Origin of the sequence: Burkholderia sp. Bp9090, assembly GCF_003857985.1 — a bacterium.
In the GTDB taxonomy this organism is placed as follows: domain Bacteria; phylum Pseudomonadota; class Gammaproteobacteria; order Burkholderiales; family Burkholderiaceae; genus Burkholderia.
This window is the reverse complement of record NZ_QTPV01000001.1, coordinates 151,283-171,315: the sequence shown is the minus strand read 5'-3', so window position 1 is coordinate 171,315 and position 20,033 is coordinate 151,283. Positions and strand designations below refer to the sequence as shown.

Genomic DNA, 20,033 nt, shown 5'->3' with positions numbered 1-20,033 from the left:
CATGCGGCAACCGGGCGCGGCGCATCGCGTACCGCACGCCGGTTGCCGCGCCGTGGTCAGATCACGCGGAAGTGGTGCGTGCCGTCCCGCTTCAGCTGGTCGACCAGCCCGTATTCCCAGTCGAGATACGCCTGCATCGCGGCGGCCGCGTTGTCGGTGCCTTCGTACGGGCGCCGGTAGCGATCGACGCGCGGCGACGCGAGGCGTGTCTCGCCGTGCTCGAGCGGCAACCCCGCGTCGATCCATGCGGCCGTGCCGCCGGTCAGCACCGAGATCGCCGCGGAAGCCGGCAGCAAGGCGCGCGCGTCGTCCGCCGCGAACCGCGCGAGCAGGCTCGATCCGCACGTGAACACATAGCGCCGCGCCGGCGGAATCGCGGTGAGCGCGTCGCGCAACTGCGCGCGCACGACGAACCACGCGCCGGGGATATGGCGCTTCACGTAGTTCGCGCTGGCCGTCACGTCGACGATCGCGAGCTCGCCCGCGGCCGCCTCCTTCAGCCAGCCCGCGAGCGTCGCGGGCGACACCTCGCTCACCTGCGGCGTCGCGGGCACGTCGCGCGGCGGCTGGCCGCGCTCGGTGAACGCCGCCGTGCCGGCCGGCTCGAGCACCCGCACGTCCCAGCCCATCTGCGCGAGCCATGACGCGGTCATGTCCGCGCGCACGCCGTCGTCGTCGGCGAGCACGATCCGCGCGCCGCGCACCGCCGCGTGATGGTCGGTCTCCTGCACGAGCTGGCCGCCCGGCGTGCCCAGGAAGCCCGGCAGATGGCCGGCCTCGTATTCCTCCGGCGTGCGCACGTCGAAGCGGTACAGCGTGCGGCCCGGTTCGTCGAGCGCGGCGAGCTCCGCGAGCGCGATGCGCGGCACGCCCGCGCGCTCGGCCACCGCGCGCGCGGCGCGGCGTGCTTCCTCACGCTGCGCGGGTGCGATCTCGTCCGGAAAGCGTCGCGCGGCGCCGTGCTCGAGCGTCTGGCCGGCGAGCGTCCAGCCGATCGTGCCGTTGCGCAGTGCCGCGACCGGGTTCGGCAACCCCGCGTTGACGAGCGACTGCGTGCCGATGATGCTGCGCGTGCGGCCCGCGCAGTTCACCACCACCTGCGTTGCCGGATTCGGCGCGAGCGCGCGCACGCGCAGCACGAGTTCCGCGCCCGGCACGCTCGTCGACGTCGGGATGTTCATCGTCTGGTATTCGTCGAAGCGGCGCGCGTCGACGATCACGACGTCGGCTCTTTCATCGATCAGCGCCTGCACCTCCTGCGCGGACAGCGACGGCGTATGGCGCTCGGCCTCGACCCATTCGCCGAACGACTTGCTCGGCACGTTCACGTCGATGAACAGTTCGCCGCCCGCGGCGAGCCAGCCCGCGAGGCCGCCGTCGAGCAGCCGCACGTCGGTATAGCCGAGCTGCGCGAGTTTCTCGGCCGCGCGCGGCGCGAGATCCTCGCCGCCGGCTTCGCCGAACACGACGATCGGCGTGTCGCGGCGCGGAATGCGCGTCCATGCGTCGAGTTCGAGCTTCGACAGCGGAAAGTTGGCGGCCCACAGCGGGTGGCCCTGCGCGTAGGGATCTTCCTCGCGCACGTCGATCAGCGCGATTTCGTCGCGGGCCAGCAGGCGCGCGCGTACGTCCTGGTACGACGCGACGGGGAAACGGGAAGTGGAATCAACGGATTGCGTCACGATGTCTCTGTCGGATTCTGTTGGAGTCGGTGAAGAAAGCACACGGAAAACGGATGCAGCTCGATGCCCGCGGGCGCGCCCTCGCAACGGGGCGCCCGCGACTTGCGGCGTCACGCGTCCGGTCACGCGTTCGAATAGCCGGACACGAACGGCTTCACGGTGCCGTCGTCCAGGAACACCGCACGTTCGACCTGGCCGATGTTCGCGCCGTACACGTGGATGCTGATCGACACCTGGTCGTCGAACGCGTTGGTCACTCGATGGACGTCGCCGATGCGCGGCGACACGGCCTCGACGTCGCCCGGCTGCAGCCGTACCGCGTCGCCCGCCGGCACCGGCCTGCCGGCCGCGTCGAACCGGTACGGTTGCGAAAACTCGCCGCCGCGCAGCATCCCGATCAGCCCCCACACCGTGTGGTTGTGGATCGGCGTCGTCTGGCCAGGCCCCCACACGAAGCTGACGACGGAAAACCGCGCGTCGGGATCGAGATGCAGCAGGTACTGGCGGTAACGCTCGGGATCGGGCTGCGCGAACGCGTCGGGCAGCCAGTCGTCGTGCGCGACGAGCGCGGCCAGCAGCGCGCCGCCCTCGTCGAGGATGCGCGCCTCGTTCGCGCCGGACGCGAGCAGCGCGCCCAGCCCGTCGACGAACGGACGCAGCGGCGTCTGCTGCAACGAAAGCGTACTCATCGGCTGCCTCCTCGAATATGATGCCGAATATGATGGATCGTCATGATGCACCCGAAATACCATGCAGAACAAACATGAAAATTAGCGATATCGATGCTTTTGCAGCGGTCGTTCGCGGCCAGACGCTGAGCCAGGCCGCGGCCGAGCTCGGCATGACGCAGCCCGCGATCACGCGGCGCGTGCAGAACCTCGAGGAGGCGCTCGGCGTCACGCTGCTCGACCGCAACACGAAGCCGCCGCGCCCGACCGACATCGGCCTGCAGGTGTTCGAGCAGTGCCGCGCGATCCTGCGCGAAGTCGACGCGCTGCGCGAACTGACGGCCGGCCAGCGGCCGCCCGCCGGCGAATTCCGTGTCGGCCTCACGCAAGGGCTCGGCGAGCTGATGCTGCCCGGCCTGATCGCGCAGCTCGCCGCGCAATGGCCGGCGCTCGCCACGCAGGTCACGACCGCGTGGGGCGGCATGCTCGTCGAACGCGTCGCGCACCGCGAACTCGACGCCGCGCTGGTGTTTCTGGCCCGCGAGATGGTGCTGCCGCCGCAGGTCGAAGGCCAGCGGCTGCTGGCCACGCGGCTCGTCGCGGTCGGCCGCAAGGGCGACTGGCCGCGCCGCAGCTACCGGCTCGCCGACTGCCATGCGCGCGGCTGGGTGCTCAATCCCGACGGCTGCGGCTTTCGTGCGGGGCTGCGCCGCGCGCTCGACGCGCAGGGGCTGCCGATGCCGGTCACGCTCGACGCCTACGGCCGCGACCTGCAATTGCAGAGCGTCGCGAACGGCTTCGGGATCGGGCTGATGCCGCTGCCGCTCGTCGAAGGCAGCCCGCTGCGCGACGCGGTCGACATCGTCCCGCTCGCCGATTTCAAGCCGCAGATCGATCTGTGGCTGCTGCACCGGCAGGACGCCGCGCGCTTCAAGGCGCCGCTCCTGGCCGTGGCCGCGCACGCGCGCACCGCGTTCGCGCTGCCGGCGGATGCGGCCGGGCACGGCGAAGCCGCTTGACCACGCGCGACGGCGCCTGCGCGGCGGCGTTGCGTTTGCGTTTGCGTTGGCCTTTGCGTTGGCCTTTGCGCCCACCATCCCGCCGCCCCGCTCACGCATCGCTGTCGCGACCGGATGCCGGCGCGTCGCGTGACGTTCCGCCCGCTTCCGCGTTCGCGGCGGCGCGTCGCGCCGCCGCGTCGAGCACGGCCCGTCCGGCGGCCACCGCGATCGCATCGTCCTGCGGCGTATGCACGCGGCTGCACAGCACGTCGCGATAGTGGCGTTCGAGCGGATTGTGGCGGCTCAGCCCGTGATTGCCCGACAGCTTCAACGCATGCTCGACCGTGCGGATCGCCTGTTCCGTCACGGTCCGCTTGACGAGGCCGCTCGTCGTCACCGTCGGCGGGTCGCCCGCATCGGTGCGCGCGATGTGCTCGTCGAGCAGCACGCGGTTCGCATGCAGCCACCCTTCGATCTCGCCGACGGCCTCCTGCACGCGCGGCAGCGTCGCGAGCGGCGCACCGAGCCCGCTCGGCGCGCGCGTCGTCGCGAAATCGAGCAGCCAGTCGCGCGACGCGCGGGCGACCGCGTCGTAGAGGCTGCCGAGCAGCGCGACCATCCAGGCCTGCTGGTCGGCCTGCGCATCGACATCCGCATGACTCGCGGCCGACACGGCCCACGCATCGGGCGCACGCACGTCCACCGCATGATCCGCGGGCAGCCGCACGTCGTCGAACACCACCTCGTGACTGCCCGATGCGCGCAGGCCCAGGTGATTCCAGCTTTCGATCACGCGGATGCGCGCATCGACTTCCGTGTCGCGCTCGCGCCGCACGAGGAACACGCCGACGCGCGGCTCGGGTTCGTCCGTGCGGGCCCACACGGCCAGCCAGCGCAGCGCCGGAATGCCGGTGCTGTACAGCTTGTGGCCGGACAGCCGCCAGCCGTCGCCGTCGCGACGCGCGATCGTTTCGGGCAGGCCGCCGCGCGACGGCGAACCGAGCGCCGGCTCGACGCGCAGCGCGTTGATCAGCGCGCCGTCGGCAACCGCGCTGTCGAACACCGCACGCCGCAGGCGCGCGGGCCAGCGGTTGTCCGCGCGGCCGAGCGCGCGATGCTGCAGATAGGTCATCGTCAGCACCAGCGCGGTCGCCGGATCGGCGCGCGCGACCGCGGCCACGATCCGGCTCGCCTGCGCGAGCGTCGCGCCCGCGCCGCCGTGCTCGCGCGGCACGACCTGCGCGATCAGCCCGGCGCGATGCAGCCGCGCGAAATTCTCGTGCGGGAAACGGCCGTCGACGTCGTTGCGGGCGGCGTCAGCCGCGAGTTCGGGCGCGAGACGCGCGAGCAGCGCGGTAACGCGCGCATCGTCGGCAGGCAGGTGGCGCAGCGACGACTGGGACGACTGCGGCGATAGCGGCGAGGAAGCGGCAAGGCTGGCGGACATCGGTACGGATTCCCTCGGTGACTGGGTAACGGGATAAAACGTCGTGGCGAAGATCGCTCGGCGAATGGCGGCGGTGGCTCGTGGAGACGGCGGCGATCGGCGCTGGATTCGCCGGGGGCGCGTGGCGTGGATCCGGGGCGCTCGCGCACGCATCCGCCGCACACCTCTGCCTTCGACCCGAGCCGCTGCTTCCGAACCCGATGCCGATCCGGCTCCCGTCGTGTGGATCCGGCGCGCAAGCCCCGCTCGACACGCAGCCGGCGCCCCGTTCGGCCCGATCGTGAGCCCATAGCGTATGCGCAACGCACACGCGCCCAAACCATGCAAATCTGATATTCAATTCGGGATTGATTATTTCCGTTCCGCATGATCCCGGCGGTAATCTGCGCTCCATTCCCGCCCGGCCGGCCATCGCTGGCCGCGCCGGGCCGTCCTTGCATCGGAGACCCAGATGAGCGTCGAATTCATCGGCATGATCCAGAGCCAGAAGCAGTCGGAAATCCATCCGCCTGCCGGCCCCGTCGTCGACCCCGACTACGTGCGCGACTTCGCCCGCGCCCACGAAACGGCCGGCTTCGACCGAATCCTCGTCCCGCACCACTCGACCGGCCCGTCGGCGACGCTGACGATCGCGTTCGCCGCCGCGGCGACCGAACGCATCCACTTCATGCTCGCGCATCGCCCCGGCTTCACCGCGCCGACGCTCGCCGCGCGGCAGATCGCGACGCTCGACCAGTTCAGCCGCGGCCGGCTCGCCGTGCACTTCATCTCCGGCGGCTCGGACAGCGAGCAGCAGCGCGACGGCGATTTCCTCGACCACGACGCACGCTACGCGCGCACCGACGAATACCTCGGCATCCTGCGCCGCATCTGGACCGACACGCAGCCGTTCGATCACGACGGCGCGCACTACCGCTTCACGCAGGGTTTTTCGGAAGTGAAGCCGTTTCAGAAGCCGCACGTGCCGATCTACTTCGGCGGCGCCTCGGAAGCGGCGCTGGAAGTCGCCGGCAAGCACGCGGACGTCTATGCGCTGTGGGGCGAATCGCTCGACCAGGTGCGCGACCTGACGACGCGCGTGCGTGCCGAAGCCGCGAAGCACGGCCGGCAGGTGCGCTTCTCCGTGTCGTTCCGGCCGATCCTCGCGGCGACCGAAGACGAAGCGTGGGCGCGCGCGCACCGGATCCTCGACGAAACCCGCCGGCTGCGCGAAGCGGCCGGCCTCGCCACCGGCGGCCCGCAGCAGAGCGAAGGCGCGCGGCGCCTGCTCGCCGCGGCCGAACGCGGCGCGCGCGTCGACAAGCGGCTGTGGACCGAGATCGCGAAGCTCACCGGCGCGCGCTCGAATTCGACCGCGCTGGTCGGCACGCCCGAACAGGTCGCCGACGCGCTGCTCGACTACTACGACCTCGGCGTGACGACGTTCCTGATTCGCGGCTTCGATCCGCTCGAAGACGCGATCGACTACGGCCGCGAACTGATTCCGCGCGTGCGCAGCGCCGTCGCGGCACGCGACGCGGCGCGCCGCGCGGCCTGACGCACGGGGAGATGCCGACCATGTCCGCCGTCCTGTCTTCGTCCTCGCCCGTGCGCACCGCGTCGGGCCTCGTCCTCGCCGACACGCCGCGCCAGCATTTCTGGTTCGATCCGCCCGCGCCGCGCTTCGACGTCGCCGCCGAGCGCCGCCACCGGCAGGAGCGGCTGGCGGCCGCGTTCCGCCTGTTCGCGCGCTTCGGCTTCGCGTCGGGCCTCGCCGGCCACATCACCGCGCGCGACCCGGAACTGCCCGACCACTTCTGGGTGAATCCGCTCGGCGTGCATTTCTCGCAGATCAAGGTGTCGGACCTGCTGCTCGTCAATTCGCGCGGCGAAACCGCGATCGGCAACCGGCCGCTGAACAAGGCCGCGTTCGCGATCCACGCGGCGATTCACGACGCGCATCCGCACCTCGTCGCGGCCGCGCATACGCATTCGACCTACGGCAAGGCGTGGTCGACGCTCGGCCGCCCGCTCGACCCGCTGACGCAGGACGCGTGCGTGTTCTACGAGGACCACGCGCTGTTCGACGACTTCACCGGGATGGTCGTCGATACGAGCGAAGGCGCGCGGATCGCGGATGCGCTCGCGAAGCCCGACGGCACCACGCACAAGGGCGTGATCCTGAAGAACCACGGCATCCTGACGGCCGGCCCGACGGTCGAGGCCGCCGCGTGGTGGTACATCGCGCTCGACAACGCCGCGCACACGCAGCTGCTGGCCGAAGCGGCCGGCACGCCGCAACCGATCGATCATGCGACCGCGCGACACACGCACGGCCAGATCGGCGGCCCCGACGGCGCATTGCACGCGTTCGACAGCCTGTTCGCGCGCGTCGTCGCCGACGAACCCGACCTGCTCGACTGAGCGCCCGCCGCACGACCGGAACCGGAGACCACACCATGACCAAAACCACCGCACCCGCGCCGACCGGCGCCCATGACGACAAGCGCCGCCGGCTGCTGCGCGCGGCCGGGGCCGCCGCGCTCGCCGCACCGGCGATCACGCTCGGCCGCAAGGCCTGGTCCGCGCCGCCGCTGAAGAAGCTCACGTTCGCGTGGAACCAGAACGCGTTCTGCCTGACGCCGATCGTCGTCGCGCAGGAGAACGGCTTCTTCGAGAAGAACGGGCTGAAGGTCGAACTGATCAACTACAGCGGATCGACCGACCAGCTGCTCGAATCGATCGCGACCGGCAAGGCCGATGCCGCGGTCGGGATGATCCACCGCTGGCTGAAGCCGCTCGAAGCCGGCTTCGACGTGAAGATCATCGGCAGCTCGCACGGCGGCTGCGTGCGGCTGCTCGGGTCGAAGACCGCGGGCGTGACGACCCTGCAGGCGCTGAAGGGCAAGACGGTCGGCGTCAGCGATCTCGCGGCGCCCGGCAAGCACTTCTTCTCGATCCTGCTCGCGAAGAACGGCATCGATCCCGAACGCGACATCACGTGGCGGCAGTATCCGGCCGACCTGCTCGGCGTCGCGGTCGACAAGGGCGAGATCCAGGCCATCGCCGACGGCGACCCGAACCTCTATCTGCTCGAGAAGCGCAGCAACGGCGCGTACACCGAACTCGCGACGAACCTGTCCGGCGAATACGCGCGCAAGGTGTGCTGCGTGATCGGCGCGCGCGGCGACCTCGTGCGCAACGACCGGCCGGCGGCCGCCGCACTCGCGCGCTCGATCGTGCAGGCCACCGAGTACACGCACGACAACCCGAACGAAGCCGCGAAGGCATTCGCGAAGTATTCACCGAAGATCAACCCCGACGACCTGCGCAAGCTGTACGCGACGCTGACCTACTCGCACCATCCGACCAACGTCGACCTGCAGCAGGAAATCGCGTTCTACGCGGACGACTTCCGCCGCATCAGCGTGCTGAAGAAGAGCACCGACCCGCAGCGCTTCGCGCAGCAGGTCTATGCGAACGTGCTGGGGTGACGCGATGTCGACGATCGAACACGCGTCCGCCGCGCGCACCGCATCCAACTCAGCCAATGCCGCCACCGCGGCGCCGCCCGCGACTGCCACGTCCCGTCCCGCGTGCACGGCCTGCGACGCGACGCTCGCGGCCGAAGCCCGCCGGGCACGCAGCTGGCCGACCGGCGTCGTCGCGGCGCTCGCGTGGGCCGCGCTCGGCGCGGTGACCTACGTGTGGCCGAACCGCGTCGTCGGTTTCACCGACTGGGCGTACACCGACACGTTCGGCATCGCCGCGTGGGCGATCGGCGCGCTGCTGCTGGCCGCCGCGACGCTCGGCCATCGCGTGCCGGCCACGCGTGCGCGGCTCGCCCGCGTGCGCCCGGCCGGCCCGTGGCTCGTCGCGCTGCCGCTCGTGCTCGCCGTGTGGGAAATCGTCACGGCCAAGACCGGCTGGCTGCCGACGCCGTTCTTCGCGCCGCCGCAGGCGCTGATCGAGGTCTACGCCGACGACTGGCCGCGCCTTGCCGGCAGCGCCGGCAACACGCTGAAGCTGCTTTCCCTCGGGTTCGCGTACGGCGTCGCGGTCGGGTTCGCGGTCGGCGTATCGATCGGCTGGTCGCGCCGCATCGGCTACTGGGTGCATCCGGTGCTGCGCGTGCTCGGCCCCGTGCCGGCCACCGCGCTGCTGCCGCTCACGTTCTACTTCTTCCCGACGAGCTATTCGGCCGCCGCGTTCCTGATCGCGCTGTCGACCGGCTTCCCGGTCGCGGTGCTGACGTGGTCGGGCGTCGCGAGCGTAAACCGGCAGTACTACGACGTCGCGCGCACGCTCGGCGCGAACGCGCGCTTCCTCGTGTTGCGCGTCGCGATTCCGGCCGCGCTGCCGCACGTGTTCGTCGGCATCTTCATGGGGCTCAGCGCGTCGTTCACGGTGCTGGTCGTCGCCGAGATGATGGGCGTCAAGTCGGGGCTCGGCTGGTACCTGAGCTGGGCGCAGGGCTGGGCATCGTACGTGAACATGTATGCGGCGCTGATCGTGATGGCGCTGCTGTTTTCCGGGCTGATCGCGCTGCTGTTCGCGGTGCGCGACCGTGTGCTCGCGTGGCAGAAAGGAACCGTCAAATGGTAAGCGCCGCCGTTCTCGAATCGTCCGTTGCCACGCCGCCCGCCGCGCTCGACGCCACGGCGCCGCGCGGCGCGCGCATCGACATCCGCCGCGTGAGCCATGCGTTCGACGGCCCCGGCGGCCCGCTGCCGGTGCTCGACGACGTCACGCTGTCGGTCGCGGCCGGCGAATTCGTCGCGCTGCTCGGCCCGAGCGGCTGCGGAAAATCGACGCTGCTGCGGCTCGTCGCGGGCCTCGACGCCGCACGGCAAGGCACGATCGCGCAGGACGGCACGCCGATCGAGCGGCCCGATCCGTCGCGCATCGTCGTGTTCCAGGATCCGACGCTCTACCCGTGGCGCCGCGTGCGCGCGAACGTCGCGCTCGGCCTCGAGGCGCGCGGCGTGGCCCGCACGTCGCAGCATCGCGTCGACGATGCGCTCGCGCGCGTCGGGTTGCAGGAATTCTCGAACGTGTTTCCGCATCAGCTGTCGGGCGGGATGGCGCAGCGTGTCGCGCTCGCCCGCGCGCTCGTCAACGATCCACGCCTGCTGATCCTCGACGAACCGCTCGGCAAGCTCGATTCATTGACGCGGCTGACGATGCAGGCCGAGTTGACCGCGCTGTGGCAACGCGACGGGTTCTCCGCGCTGCTCGTCACGCACGATGTCGAGGAAGCGCTGTTTCTCGCGCAGCGCGTGATCGTGTTCGGGCCGCGGCCCGCACGCATCGTCGCGGAACTGCGTGTCGACCTGCCGTATCCGCGCCATCGCGGCGACCCGCGTCTCGCCGAACTGCGTCACGAAGCGCTGCGGCATCTCGGACTCGATGCGAGCTGGTAGATGCGCAGTGCCGTTCGCAGGATGGCCGGTGCGCGGCAAGGGCCGCGCCGATGAACGCGCCGCCGTTCGCCGACTGGGCGCTCCTGTTCCTGCAACTGCTGTATCGCGCACAGATCGCGTTGGCCCGGGTGCTGCATGCGATCGGCCTGACCGGCGATGCCGACGGACAGGCCGCGTGGCCCTGGGCACACCGCATCGCGCTCGAAACGCTGCGCATCGACGCGGGGCTCACGCGACAGCTTGCATTTGCCGTCGCGATGACCACGCTCGCCGCGGCGCTCGGCTGCATCGCACTCGTGTCGCGCAAGTGGCGGGCGGCAGCGGTAATCGCCGCGCTGGCCGTCGCGTGGTTCGCGCCGTGGCCGCCGGCGTCGCTGTGGCTCGCGCCGGCGGTGCCCACGAGTTTCCAGCGCAGTCCCGCCGCGTTTTCCGTCGTGAACCTGATGCGCGGCGCGCATCTGTATGCGCAGCATTGCGCAGCCTGTCACGGCGCGGACGGCCGCGGCGAAGGCCCGCTCGCGGCGAGCCTCGCGCATTGGCCGCCGACCTTCGCGGGCGCACTGCTTGCCCGCCGGCTCGACGGCGAACTGTATTGGCGCATGCGGCACGGTACGCGCGACGCGCGCGGCGCGGCGTCGATGCCGGGCTTTGCCGCGACGCTCGGCCCGGCCGACACCTGGGCCGTGCTCGATTACCTGAAAGCGCTGTCGGCCGGCAGCGGCGCGCAGGCGGAAGGGGCGTGGCCCGTGCCCGTTCCGCTGCCGGCGCTCGGCGTGCGCTGCGGCAGCGCCGCGCCGCAACCGCTCGAGCGCTGGCGCGAAGGCCAGCGCGTGCGCATCGTCGCGCTCGCGCCGGGCGGCACGCCGCCTCGGGAAGACCCGCGCTGGCAGACGCTGCTCGTCACCGCCGGCGATCCGTCCACGCCGCCACCGCCGGTCGGCACGCGCGCGAACTGCGTCGCATCGACGCCCGATGCATGGCAAGCGTTCGCGACGATTGCCGGCGTGCCGCCCGCTGCGTTCGGCGGCACGCAACTGCTTGCCGACCGGCGCGGCTGGCTGCGGGCGCGCGCGTTGCCGGGCAGCGCGGGCTGGTCGGCCGACGACTTGCTGTGCCGCTCGGATGCCGCGGCGCGAGCGCCGGCCGACGCCGCGAACGTCGATCCGCTGACCGCGCTGCTGCTGCGCGTGGACGCCGAACCCGTACGCGACGTGCAGGCCGGGCTCCCGCATTGAATCCCTGAACCGTTTTCCCGACGAACCGAACTTCACGATGAATCCGACCCGACGCCACTTCCTCGCGCAAGCGAGCGCCCTCGCCGCCGCCACCCTCGCCGCCGCGCCGACCACGCTGCATGCGCAATCGGACGCGCGGCCGCTGCTGCGTGCCGGCGACCAGAAAGGCGGCCTGCGCGCGCTGCTCGAAGCGGCCGGCGAACTGAACGGCCTCGCGTACGACATCGCATGGACCGAATTCCCGGCCGCCGCCCCCCTGGCCGAAGCGCTGAACGCGGCGGCCGTCGACTGCGGGCCGATCGGCGACGCGCCGGTGATCTTCGCGCTCGCCTCGGGCGCCCGCATCAAGGTGATCGGCGCGAACCGGTCCGACCCGTACGGCACCGCCGTGCTCGTGCGGCCCGACGCGACGCTGAAGGACGCCGCAGACCTGAAAGGCAAGCGCATCGGCACCACGCGCGGCTCGATCGGCCATTTCGTCACGTTGAAGGCGCTCGACGCGGCCGGCCTGCCGTCCGACGCCGTCTCGTTCCGCTTCTTGCCGCCGGCCGACACGATGCTTGCGCTCGCAACCGGTTCGATCGATGCGTGGGCGACGTGGGAACCCTATACGGCCCTCGCGGAAACGAGCGGCCGCGCGCGCGTGCTCGTCAACGGCCGCGGCCTGTGGTCGGGCTTCAGCTACATCGCGGCGACCGACGCGGCGATCGCGTCGAAGCGAGAGGTACTGCACGACTTCCTGCAACGGGTGGTGCGCGCGCAGGTCTGGTCGTACCGGCACGTCGACGCGTATTCCGCGGCACTCGCGCGCATCATCGGCATCCCGCCGGCGGCCGCGAAGCTGCAGTTCGAGCGCCGCAACACGCGCTGGCAGCCGATCGACGCGACGGTGATCGCCGGGCAGCAGCGCACTGCCGACTTCTACCTGAAGGCCGGGCTGCTGCGCCAGCCGCTCGACGTGCGCACGACCTTCGACCTCGGCTTTCCGCTGGCGTAACCGGTCGCGGCCGTGCGGCGGCCGGCAACCGCCCAAACGGCTTTCGCACGATCTGGCACAATCGCGATTCGACCATCCTGCCCGTGTCAGCCAGCGTCATGCCAGCCATCTCCGAACTCTTCGTCTACCCGATCAAATCCTGCGCCGGCATCGCGCTGTCGCGCGCGCAACTGCTCGAAACGGGCCTCGCGTACGATCGCCACTGGCTGATCACCACCCCGGACGGGATGATGATCACGCAGCGCACGCACCCGCGCCTCGCGCTGATCCGCACCGCGCTCGAGCACGACGCGCTCGTGCTGAACGCGCCGGGCATGCCCGAGATCCGCACGCCGCTCGACGGCGACGCGACGCCGGCCACGCCGAAGATGGCCGCGACCGTCTGGCGCGACACCGTCGACGCGATCGACACGGGCGCCGCGACAGCCGCATGGCTCACCGAATTCCTCGGCACGCCGCTGAAGCTCGCGCGCTTCGGCGCGGATGCGCGCCGCGGCTGCAACCGCAAATGGACCGGCGACATCGACACGCACACGCAGTTCGCGGACGGCTATCCGCTGCTCGTGATCGGCCAGTCGTCGCTCGACGACCTGAACGCGAAGCTCGTCGCGAAAGGCGCGCCGGCGATTCCGATGAACCGCTTCCGCCCGAACATCGTCGTGTCGGATCTCGATGCGTACGAAGAGGATTTCGTCGAGCATCTCGACGCCGAAGGCGACACACCCGTGCGGCTGCGCCTCGTGAAGCTGTGCACGCGTTGCCCGATGCCGACGATCGACCAGGTGACCGGCGCGCCGAACCCGGCGTGGCCGCACGAGCCGACCGACACGATGCAGACGTATCGCGCGAATCCGAACTACGACGACGCGCTGACCTTCGGCATCAATGCGATCGTCGTCGAAGGCGCGGGAGCCTGGCTGGAGGTCGGGCAATCGCTCGAGGCGGAGATCGGATTCGGCGATTGAGCGACTGAGCGGGGCGGCGGACGGCGCGTCGTATGCATCGCCGCCGAGGGCGATGCGTCGAAGACATCCGCCGCGACGTGCCGGCGCGCCCACCTCCCTCCCTCGGAGATGCCGCTCCCCGCCATTCGCTCACATTCGCCGCGATTCTCCGCGACCAAGCGAACCAGCCCTTCTACTGCGCCGCCGCCGGCACCGTCGGCAACATCACCGTCACGATCAACCCGCCTCCCGCCGCATCGGCCAGCGTCACGCTGCCCTGATGCACGCGCGCGATCCCGCGCACGATCGACAGCCCGAGCCCCGTGCCTTCGACCGTCTGCGTCTTGCTGCCGCGATGGAAACGCTCGAACACCGCGTCGCGCTCGCCGGCCGGAATGCCCGGCCCGTTGTCGATCACGTCGAGCCGCGCATGGTCGCCGTCGCGCGACACGCGCACCGTGATCACCGCGCGGTCGCCCGAATAACGAATCGCGTTGTCGATCAGGTTGCCGATCAATTCACCGAGCAGGTCCGGTTGGCCGAGCACGTCGACATCCGCCTCGTGCTCGAAGCCGAGATCGATGTCGCGCGCGCGCGCGACCGGCGACCAGTCGAGCGTCACGCTGCGCGCGAGCCGGTGCAGCGCGACCGGCTGGTGCGCGACCGCCTGGCCGCTGTCCGAATCGAGCCGCGACAGCGACAGCAGCTGCTGGACGATCTTCACGGCCTGCCGCACCGCGCCGTTCACGCGCCGCAGATGCACGTTCACGCGCGGCTGCTCGTCCGGCCGCAACGCCAGCTCGACGCCGGCCTGCACCGCCGCGAGCGGGGTCTTCAGCTGATGGGCCGCGTCCGCGAAGAAACGCCGCCGCGCGACCTGCATCCGCTGCGTGCGGCCGATGTACTGGTTGATCGACTCGACGAGCGGCGCGAGTTCGCTCGGCATGCCTCCGGTATCGAGCGGCGTCGGATCGCCGTCGCTGCGCGCGGCGACCGTCGCCGACAGCCGGTTCAACGGCCGCAGCCCGCGCCCGACGCCGAGCCACACGATCCCGAGCGCGAGCACGACGAGCAGCCCCTCCTGCAGCAGCGAGCCCATCAGGATCTCGCGCGCGAGCGCCTGGCGCGCCTCGATCGTCTCGCCGACCATCACCCACACGATGCGCGTCTGCGCGGTCGGCACGTCGTGCACCGGCACGCGCAGCGCGGCCATGCGCAACTGCTCGCCGCGATAGACGACGTTGTAGTAGCGCGTGACGAACAGCGTGCCGTCGCCCTGCGGCAGCGGCAGGTCCGGATAGCCGGTGATCGTGCGGCCGTTGTCCTCGCGGATCAGGTAGTAGATCTTGCCGCCGTCGCCCGACTCGAACATCTCGAGCGCGAGATACGGCAGGTCGACCTCGATCTCGCCCTCGTTGAGCCGCACGCCTTCGCGGATCGACTTCAGCGACGACGACAGCGTGCGGTCGAACGCGACGTGCGCGGCGCTCATCGCGCGCTGGTACGTGAGCCACGAGTCGAGCGCGAGCAGTCCGAGCAGCGGCAGCAGCAGCCACAGCGCGACCTGCGCGCGCAGGTTCGGGCGTGTCACCATGCTTCCCGCCGGGCTGCACCGACCAGCGTGGCGGAAAACGCGTGCGGCCTCGCTCCGCGCCCGTGCAGCCGGCCGGCTTTGCCAGGCCGGCCGCGGATGGCAGGCGCGCCCGCGGCAGGCAGCGAACGTGTCGATCCCGAGCAACGCTTTGGCGCGTACCGCGGCGCCATGCAAAGAAGGCAAGCCCGGCGGCGGTTCATCCGGCCGCCTTCGCTTCGAGCAAGTATCCGAGGCCGCGCAGCGTGACGATCGCGACGCCGGTGTTCTCCAGCTTCTTGCGCAGCCGGTACACGTAGATCTCGATCGCATCCGCGTTGACCGACTCGTCGAGCCCGAAGATCTTCTCCGACAGCGTCTCCTTGTTGATCGCGCGGCCGTTGCGCAGGATCAGCACCTCCAGCACCGAGCGCTCGCGCGGCGTGAGCGGCAGCGGTTCGCCGGCGAGGTGGAAGCTGCGGTCGATACTGTCATACGAAAGCGGCCCGCACTCGACCCGCGAATGCTCGTGGCCGAGGCTGCGCCGGATCAGCGCGCGGGCGCGCGCCTCCAGCTCGGTCAGCTCGAACGGCTTCGCGAGGTAATCGTCGGCGCCGAGATCGAGCCCCTTCACGCGGTCCTCGACCGAGCCGTGCGCGGTGAGGATCAGCACCGGCACCGGATTGCGGCGCGCGCGCAGCCGCCGCAGCACCTCGAGCCCGTCGAGCTTCGGCAGCCCGAGATCGAGTATCACCAGCGCGTAGTCCTGCGTGCGCAGCACGTGATCCGCCGCCTCCCCGTCCGCCATGTGATCGACCGCGAAGCGCGCGGCACTCAGCGCGTCGTTCAACGACTGCGCAAGGTTCGGGTTGTCTTCGACGAGCAGCACACGCATGGGGACCTCGGGAAATCCATGACACAAAGGACACTATTGTGAACCGAAATGAAAGCAGGCTGAAAGTGCCTCGCAATTAACATCCGCGTCACTCGAACAACACACACGCATAACTGGAGGAAGACATGCCGTTTGCATCGAAGCAGCTCGCCGCCGCGCTGGCGATCGTCCTGGGCACCGCCGCCGGCGCCGCCACCGCGCAGGTTCCGGCCGGGTATCCGGGTAACTACCAAGGTGTCGTCGACGCCGCGAAGAAGGAAGGCAAGCTGATCGTCTACTCGACGACCGACACGGGCCTCGTGCGCCCGCTGATCAAGGACTTCGAAAGCCTGTATGGCGTGAAGGTCGAGTACAACGACATGAACAGCACCGAGCTGTACAACCGCTACATCAGCGAGAACGCCGCGAGCAGCACCAGCGCCGACGTGCTGTGGAGCTCGGCGATGGACCTGCAGGTCAAGCTCGTCAACGACGGCCTGATGACGTCGTACGATTCGCCGGAAAGCGCGAACGTGCCGCAATGGGCGCAATACCAGAAGCAGGCGTACGGCACGACGTTCGAGCCGCTCGCGATCGTCTACAACAAGCGGCTGATTCCCGAGAACGAGGTGCCGAAAACGCGCACCGACCTGATCAAGCTGCTCACGTCGCAACCCGACAAGTTCAAAGGCAAGCTGACGACGTACGACGTCGAGAAATCCGGCGTCGGCTTCAACGCGCTGACGCAGGACGCGCACCTGAACGAGAAGGTCACGTGGGAGCTCGTGAAGGCGATCGGCGCGACCGGTCCGAAGCTGCAGTCGAGCACCGGCGCGATGATGGAGCGCATCTCGTCGGGCGAGAACCTGATCGGCTACAACATCATCGGCTCGTATGCGTACGCGAAAGCGAAGAAGGACAAGTCGATCGGCTACGTATTCCCGAAGGACTACACACAAGTCGTGAGCCGCCTGGCCACGATCTCGAAGAAGGCGAAGAACCCGAACGCCGCGAAGCTGTGGGTCGACTACCTGCTGTCGAAGCGCGGCCAGACGCTGATCGCGAACCAGGCGAACCTGTACGCGATTCGCACGGACGTGACCGGCGAAACGTCGGCCGCGAGCCTCACGAAGGAACTCGGCGATTCGCTGAAGCCGATCCCGATCGGCACCGGCCTGCTCGTCTATCTGGACCAGTCGAAGCGGCTCGCGTTCCTCAAGCAATGGCAGCAGGCGATCAAGAGCTGATCCACTGATTCGCTGATCGGCTTCGGCCGACCGACGGCCGCCCGCCGCACGCCGCGCGGTCGGCCCCCTTCCCCTTACCGACTTCCTAGAGGCGGCCATCCGGATGGCCGCAGGGGCAAACTCATGCTTTCAACCAGCACACGCGGAGCGGCGCCGGCCGTTCCGCCCACCACCGGCCAGGGTGGCGCGATTCCCGCGCTGCAGGTCAGCAACCTGCAGCCGCTCGCCGGCATGCTGCGCTGGATCGTCGTCGCGGTGCTCACCGTCGCGGTCGCGCTGCCGCTCGGCTTCATCCTGTTCCAGAGCCTGCTGTCCGCGCCGTTCTTCGACACGAACAAGACGCTCGGCGTCGAAGGCTTCCGCTTCATCTTCACCGACCCGGACTTCTGGTCGGCCGTGAAGAACTCGTTCATCATCGCCGGCGGGATGCTGTTCATCTCGATCCCGCTCGGCGGCATCCTCGCGTTCCTGATGGTGCGCACCGACCTGCCCGGCCGCCGCTGGCTCGAGCCGCTGCTGCTCACGCCGGTGTTCGTGTCGCCGATGGTGCTCGCGTTCGGCTACGTGGTCGCGGCCGGCCCGGTCGGCTTCTATTCGGTGTGGTTCAAGGAACTGTTCGGGGTGCCGAGCGTACCCTGGAACGTGTACTCGATCTTCGCGATCACGATGATCGTCGGCCTCACGCACGTGCCGCACGTATACCTGTACTCGTCGGCCGCGCTGCGCAACCTCGGCTCGGACGTCGAGGAAGCGGCGCGCGTGACGGGGGCGCGGCCGTTCCGCGTCGCGCTCGACGTGAGCCTGCCGATGACGATGCCCGCGCTGCTGTTCGCCGGCGTGCTCGTGTTCTTCCTCGGCTTCGAGGTGTTCGGGCTGCCGCTCGTGCTCGGCGATCCCGAAGGCCACCTCGTGCTCGCGACCTACCTGTACAAGCTGACCAACAAGCTCGGCGTGCCGTCGTATCACCTGATGGCCGCGGTCGCGGTGTGCATCGTCGCGATCACGTTCCCGCTCGTGCTGCTGCAGCGCCGCCTGCTGAAGACCGCGAACCGCTTCGTCACTGTGAAGGGCAAGGCCGGCCGTGCGACGGTGCTGCCGCTCGGCGTATGGCGCTGGGTCGCGCTCGCGATCGTCGCGCTGTGGCTGATGCTGACGGTGATCGTGCCGATCTCGGGCATCGTGCTGCGCGCGTTCGTGACCAACTGGGGCGAAGGCGTCGCGCTCGCCGAAGCGCTGACGCTGCAGAACTTCATCGAGCTGTTCGAGCAGGACAACCTCGTGCGCGCGATCGTCAACACGCTCGGCATCGGCGTGATCGGCGGTGCGCTCGCGATCGGCTTCTACTCGCTCGTCGCCTTCGCCGGCCATCGCCGCAACGACTGGGCGACGAAACTGCTCGACTACCTCGTGCTGCTGCCGCGCGCGGTGCCGGGCCTGCTTGCCGGTCTCGCGTTCCTGTGGATCTTCCTGTTCGTGCCGGGCCTGCGCGAGCTGAAGAACTCGATGTGGAGCATCTGGATCGCATACACGGTCGTGTGGCTCGCATACGGGATGCGGCTCATCCAGAGCGCGCTGCTGCAGGTCGGCCCGGAACTCGAGGAAGCCGGCCGCAGCGTCGGCGCGACGCGCAGCCGCGTGTCGCTCGACGTGACGCTGCCGCTCGTGCGCTTCGGCCTGCTCGCCGCGTGGCTGCTGATCTTCATGATCTTCGAGCGCGAATACTCGACCGCCGTCTATCTGCTGTCGCCCGGCACCGAAGTGATCGGCGCGCTGCTCGTGTCGCTGTGGGCGACCGGCGCCGTCGACCAGGTTGCCGCGCTCTCTGTCATCAACATCGCGATGGTCGGCGCCGGTCTCGGCGTGGCCCTGCGCTTCGGAGTGAAACTTCATGGATAAGCTCATCGTCGACGACCTGCATCTCAGCTATGGCGCCAACCCGATCCTCAAGGGCGTGTCGTTCGAACTGAAGGCCGGCGAAGTCGTGTGCCTGCTCGGCGCGTCGGGCAGCGGCAAGACCACGCTGCTGCGCGCGGTGGCCGGCCTCGAACAGCCGTCCGACGGGCGCATCCAGCTCGACGACCGCGTGTTCTTCGACGGCGCGCGGCACGTCGACCTGCCGGTCGAACAGCGTTCGCTCGGCCTCGTGTTCCAGTCGTACGCGCTGTGGCCGCACCGCACCGTCGCCGACAACGTCGGCTACGGGCTCAAGCTGCGCCGCGTGGCGCCGGCCGAACAAAAGCGCCGCGTGCAGACCGCGCTCGACCAGCTCGGCCTCGGCCATCTCGCCGAGCGCTTTCCGCATCAGCTGTCGGGCGGCCAGCAGCAGCGTGTCGCGATCGCGCGTGCGCTCGTCTACAACCCGCCGGTGATCCTGCTCGACGAGCCGCTGTCGAACCTCGACGCGAAGCTGCGCGAGGAAGCGCGTGCGTGGCTGCGCGAGCTGATCGTGTCGCTCGGGCTGTCGGCGCTCTGCGTGACGCACGACCAGACCGAAGCGATGGCGATGTCCGACCGCATCCTGCTGCTGCGCAACGGCCGCATCGAACAGGAAGGCACGCCGGCCGAGCTGTACGGCGCGCCGCGCTCGCTGTACACGGCCGAATTCATGGGCAGCAACAACCGCATCGATGCGCGCGTCGCGGCCGTCGACGGCGAACGCGTGACGCTCGCCGGCGACGGCTGGGAGCTGCAGGCGCTCGCCCGCGACACGTTCGCGCCGGGCCAGGACGCGCAGGCCGTGATCCGCCTCGAACGCGTGCAGGTCGCCGACGGCCCGGGCGCGAACCGGCTGCAGGCCGACCTCGTCACGTCGATGTATCTCGGCGACCGCTGGGAATACCTGTTCCATTGCGGCGAGATGCGCCTGCGCGCGTTCGGCCACGTGCCGCGCGCGGCCGGCAAGCACTGGATCGAATTCCCGACCAACGACTGCTGGGCGTTCGCGAAAGCCGGCTGACCCGCTTCGC

The 20,033-nt window shown here is 70.0% G+C and carries 17 protein-coding genes; 12 read left to right on the top strand and 5 right to left on the bottom strand.

The genetic code is table 11. The features are described from left to right. Positions 1-56: 56 nt before the first annotated feature. Together DIE16_RS00740 and DIE16_RS00735 are read right to left on the bottom strand one after the other, a co-directional pair. Positions 57-1,682 (bottom strand): rhodanese-related sulfurtransferase, encoded by a 1,626-nt coding sequence (locus DIE16_RS00740; protein WP_124891612.1) that lies wholly within the window; start codon positions 1,680-1,682, stop codon positions 57-59. 122 nt (positions 1,683-1,804) lie between these two features. Next, positions 1,805-2,371, bottom strand: coding sequence for a cysteine dioxygenase (locus DIE16_RS00735; protein ID WP_044842991.1), 567 nt, complete (start codon positions 2,369-2,371; stop codon positions 1,805-1,807). 74 nt (positions 2,372-2,445) lie between these two features. Here DIE16_RS00735 and DIE16_RS00730 point away from each other — a divergent pair, with 74 nt between their 5' ends. Beyond that, positions 2,446-3,369, top strand: coding sequence for a LysR family transcriptional regulator (locus tag DIE16_RS00730; RefSeq protein ID WP_124891611.1), 924 nt, complete (start codon positions 2,446-2,448; stop codon positions 3,367-3,369). Positions 3,370-3,460: 91 nt separating this feature from the next. Here the strand turns inward: DIE16_RS00730 and DIE16_RS00725 are convergent, their stop codons facing one another. Then, positions 3,461-4,798: an acyl-CoA dehydrogenase family protein gene (locus DIE16_RS00725; RefSeq protein ID WP_124891610.1), complete on the bottom strand. Its 1,338-nt coding sequence runs from the start codon at positions 4,796-4,798 to the stop codon at positions 3,461-3,463. A 451-nt stretch (positions 4,799-5,249) separates the two neighbouring features. On the opposite strand from DIE16_RS00725, the gene DIE16_RS00720 reads away from it, so the two are divergent. From DIE16_RS00720 to DIE16_RS00685, 8 genes are all read left to right on the top strand, one after another. Beyond that, positions 5,250-6,335, top strand: a complete 1,086-nt coding sequence (locus tag DIE16_RS00720) for an LLM class flavin-dependent oxidoreductase (protein ID WP_044842988.1) — start codon at positions 5,250-5,252, stop codon at positions 6,333-6,335. 20 nt (positions 6,336-6,355) lie between these two features. After that, on the top strand, positions 6,356-7,201 hold the full coding sequence (locus DIE16_RS00715) for a class II aldolase/adducin family protein (RefSeq protein WP_124484933.1): 846 nt from the start codon (positions 6,356-6,358) through the stop codon (positions 7,199-7,201). 35 nt (positions 7,202-7,236) lie between these two features. Beyond that, positions 7,237-8,271, top strand: coding sequence for an ABC transporter substrate-binding protein (locus tag DIE16_RS00710; RefSeq protein WP_124519557.1), 1,035 nt, complete (start codon positions 7,237-7,239; stop codon positions 8,269-8,271). 4 nt (positions 8,272-8,275) lie between these two features. Then, on the top strand, positions 8,276-9,382 hold the full coding sequence (locus DIE16_RS00705) for an ABC transporter permease (RefSeq protein WP_124891609.1): 1,107 nt from the start codon (positions 8,276-8,278) through the stop codon (positions 9,380-9,382). Further along, a complete protein-coding gene (locus DIE16_RS00700; RefSeq protein WP_124484935.1) occupies positions 9,376-10,200 on the top strand; it encodes an ABC transporter ATP-binding protein in 825 nt (274 codons plus the stop codon). Before DIE16_RS00705 ends, DIE16_RS00700 begins: the two co-directional genes overlap by 7 nt. Before the next feature lie 50 nt (positions 10,201-10,250). Beyond that, a complete protein-coding gene (locus DIE16_RS00695) occupies positions 10,251-11,435 on the top strand; it encodes a cytochrome c (protein ID WP_124891608.1) in 1,185 nt (394 codons plus the stop codon). 37 nt (positions 11,436-11,472) lie between these two features. Further along, on the top strand, positions 11,473-12,432 hold the full coding sequence (locus tag DIE16_RS00690; protein WP_124891607.1) for an ABC transporter substrate-binding protein: 960 nt from the start codon (positions 11,473-11,475) through the stop codon (positions 12,430-12,432). 98 nt (positions 12,433-12,530) lie between these two features. After that, a complete protein-coding gene (locus tag DIE16_RS00685; protein ID WP_124485076.1) occupies positions 12,531-13,397 on the top strand; it encodes an MOSC domain-containing protein in 867 nt (288 codons plus the stop codon). Between the two features lie 172 nt (positions 13,398-13,569). Here the strand turns inward: DIE16_RS00685 and DIE16_RS00680 are convergent, their stop codons facing one another. Then, positions 13,570-14,970 (bottom strand): sensor histidine kinase, encoded by a 1,401-nt coding sequence (locus DIE16_RS00680; protein WP_124891606.1) that lies wholly within the window; start codon positions 14,968-14,970, stop codon positions 13,570-13,572. 196 nt (positions 14,971-15,166) lie between these two features. Beyond that, complete coding sequence (locus DIE16_RS00675) at positions 15,167-15,841, bottom strand: response regulator (RefSeq protein WP_044842980.1); 675 nt, start codon at positions 15,839-15,841, stop codon at positions 15,167-15,169. A gap of 125 nt (positions 15,842-15,966) precedes the next feature. On the opposite strand from DIE16_RS00675, the gene DIE16_RS00670 reads away from it, so the two are divergent. From DIE16_RS00670 to DIE16_RS00660, 3 genes are all read left to right on the top strand, one after another. Beyond that, positions 15,967-17,067 (top strand): ABC transporter substrate-binding protein, encoded by a 1,101-nt coding sequence (locus DIE16_RS00670; RefSeq protein ID WP_124891605.1) that lies wholly within the window; start codon positions 15,967-15,969, stop codon positions 17,065-17,067. A 123-nt stretch (positions 17,068-17,190) separates the two neighbouring features. Beyond that, positions 17,191-18,963 (top strand): iron ABC transporter permease, encoded by a 1,773-nt coding sequence (locus DIE16_RS00665; protein ID WP_124891604.1) that lies wholly within the window; start codon positions 17,191-17,193, stop codon positions 18,961-18,963. Then, positions 18,956-20,023: an ABC transporter ATP-binding protein gene (locus DIE16_RS00660; protein ID WP_059450179.1), complete on the top strand. Its 1,068-nt coding sequence runs from the start codon at positions 18,956-18,958 to the stop codon at positions 20,021-20,023. Before DIE16_RS00665 ends, DIE16_RS00660 begins: the two co-directional genes overlap by 8 nt. The last annotated feature ends 10 nt before the right edge of the window (positions 20,024-20,033 follow it).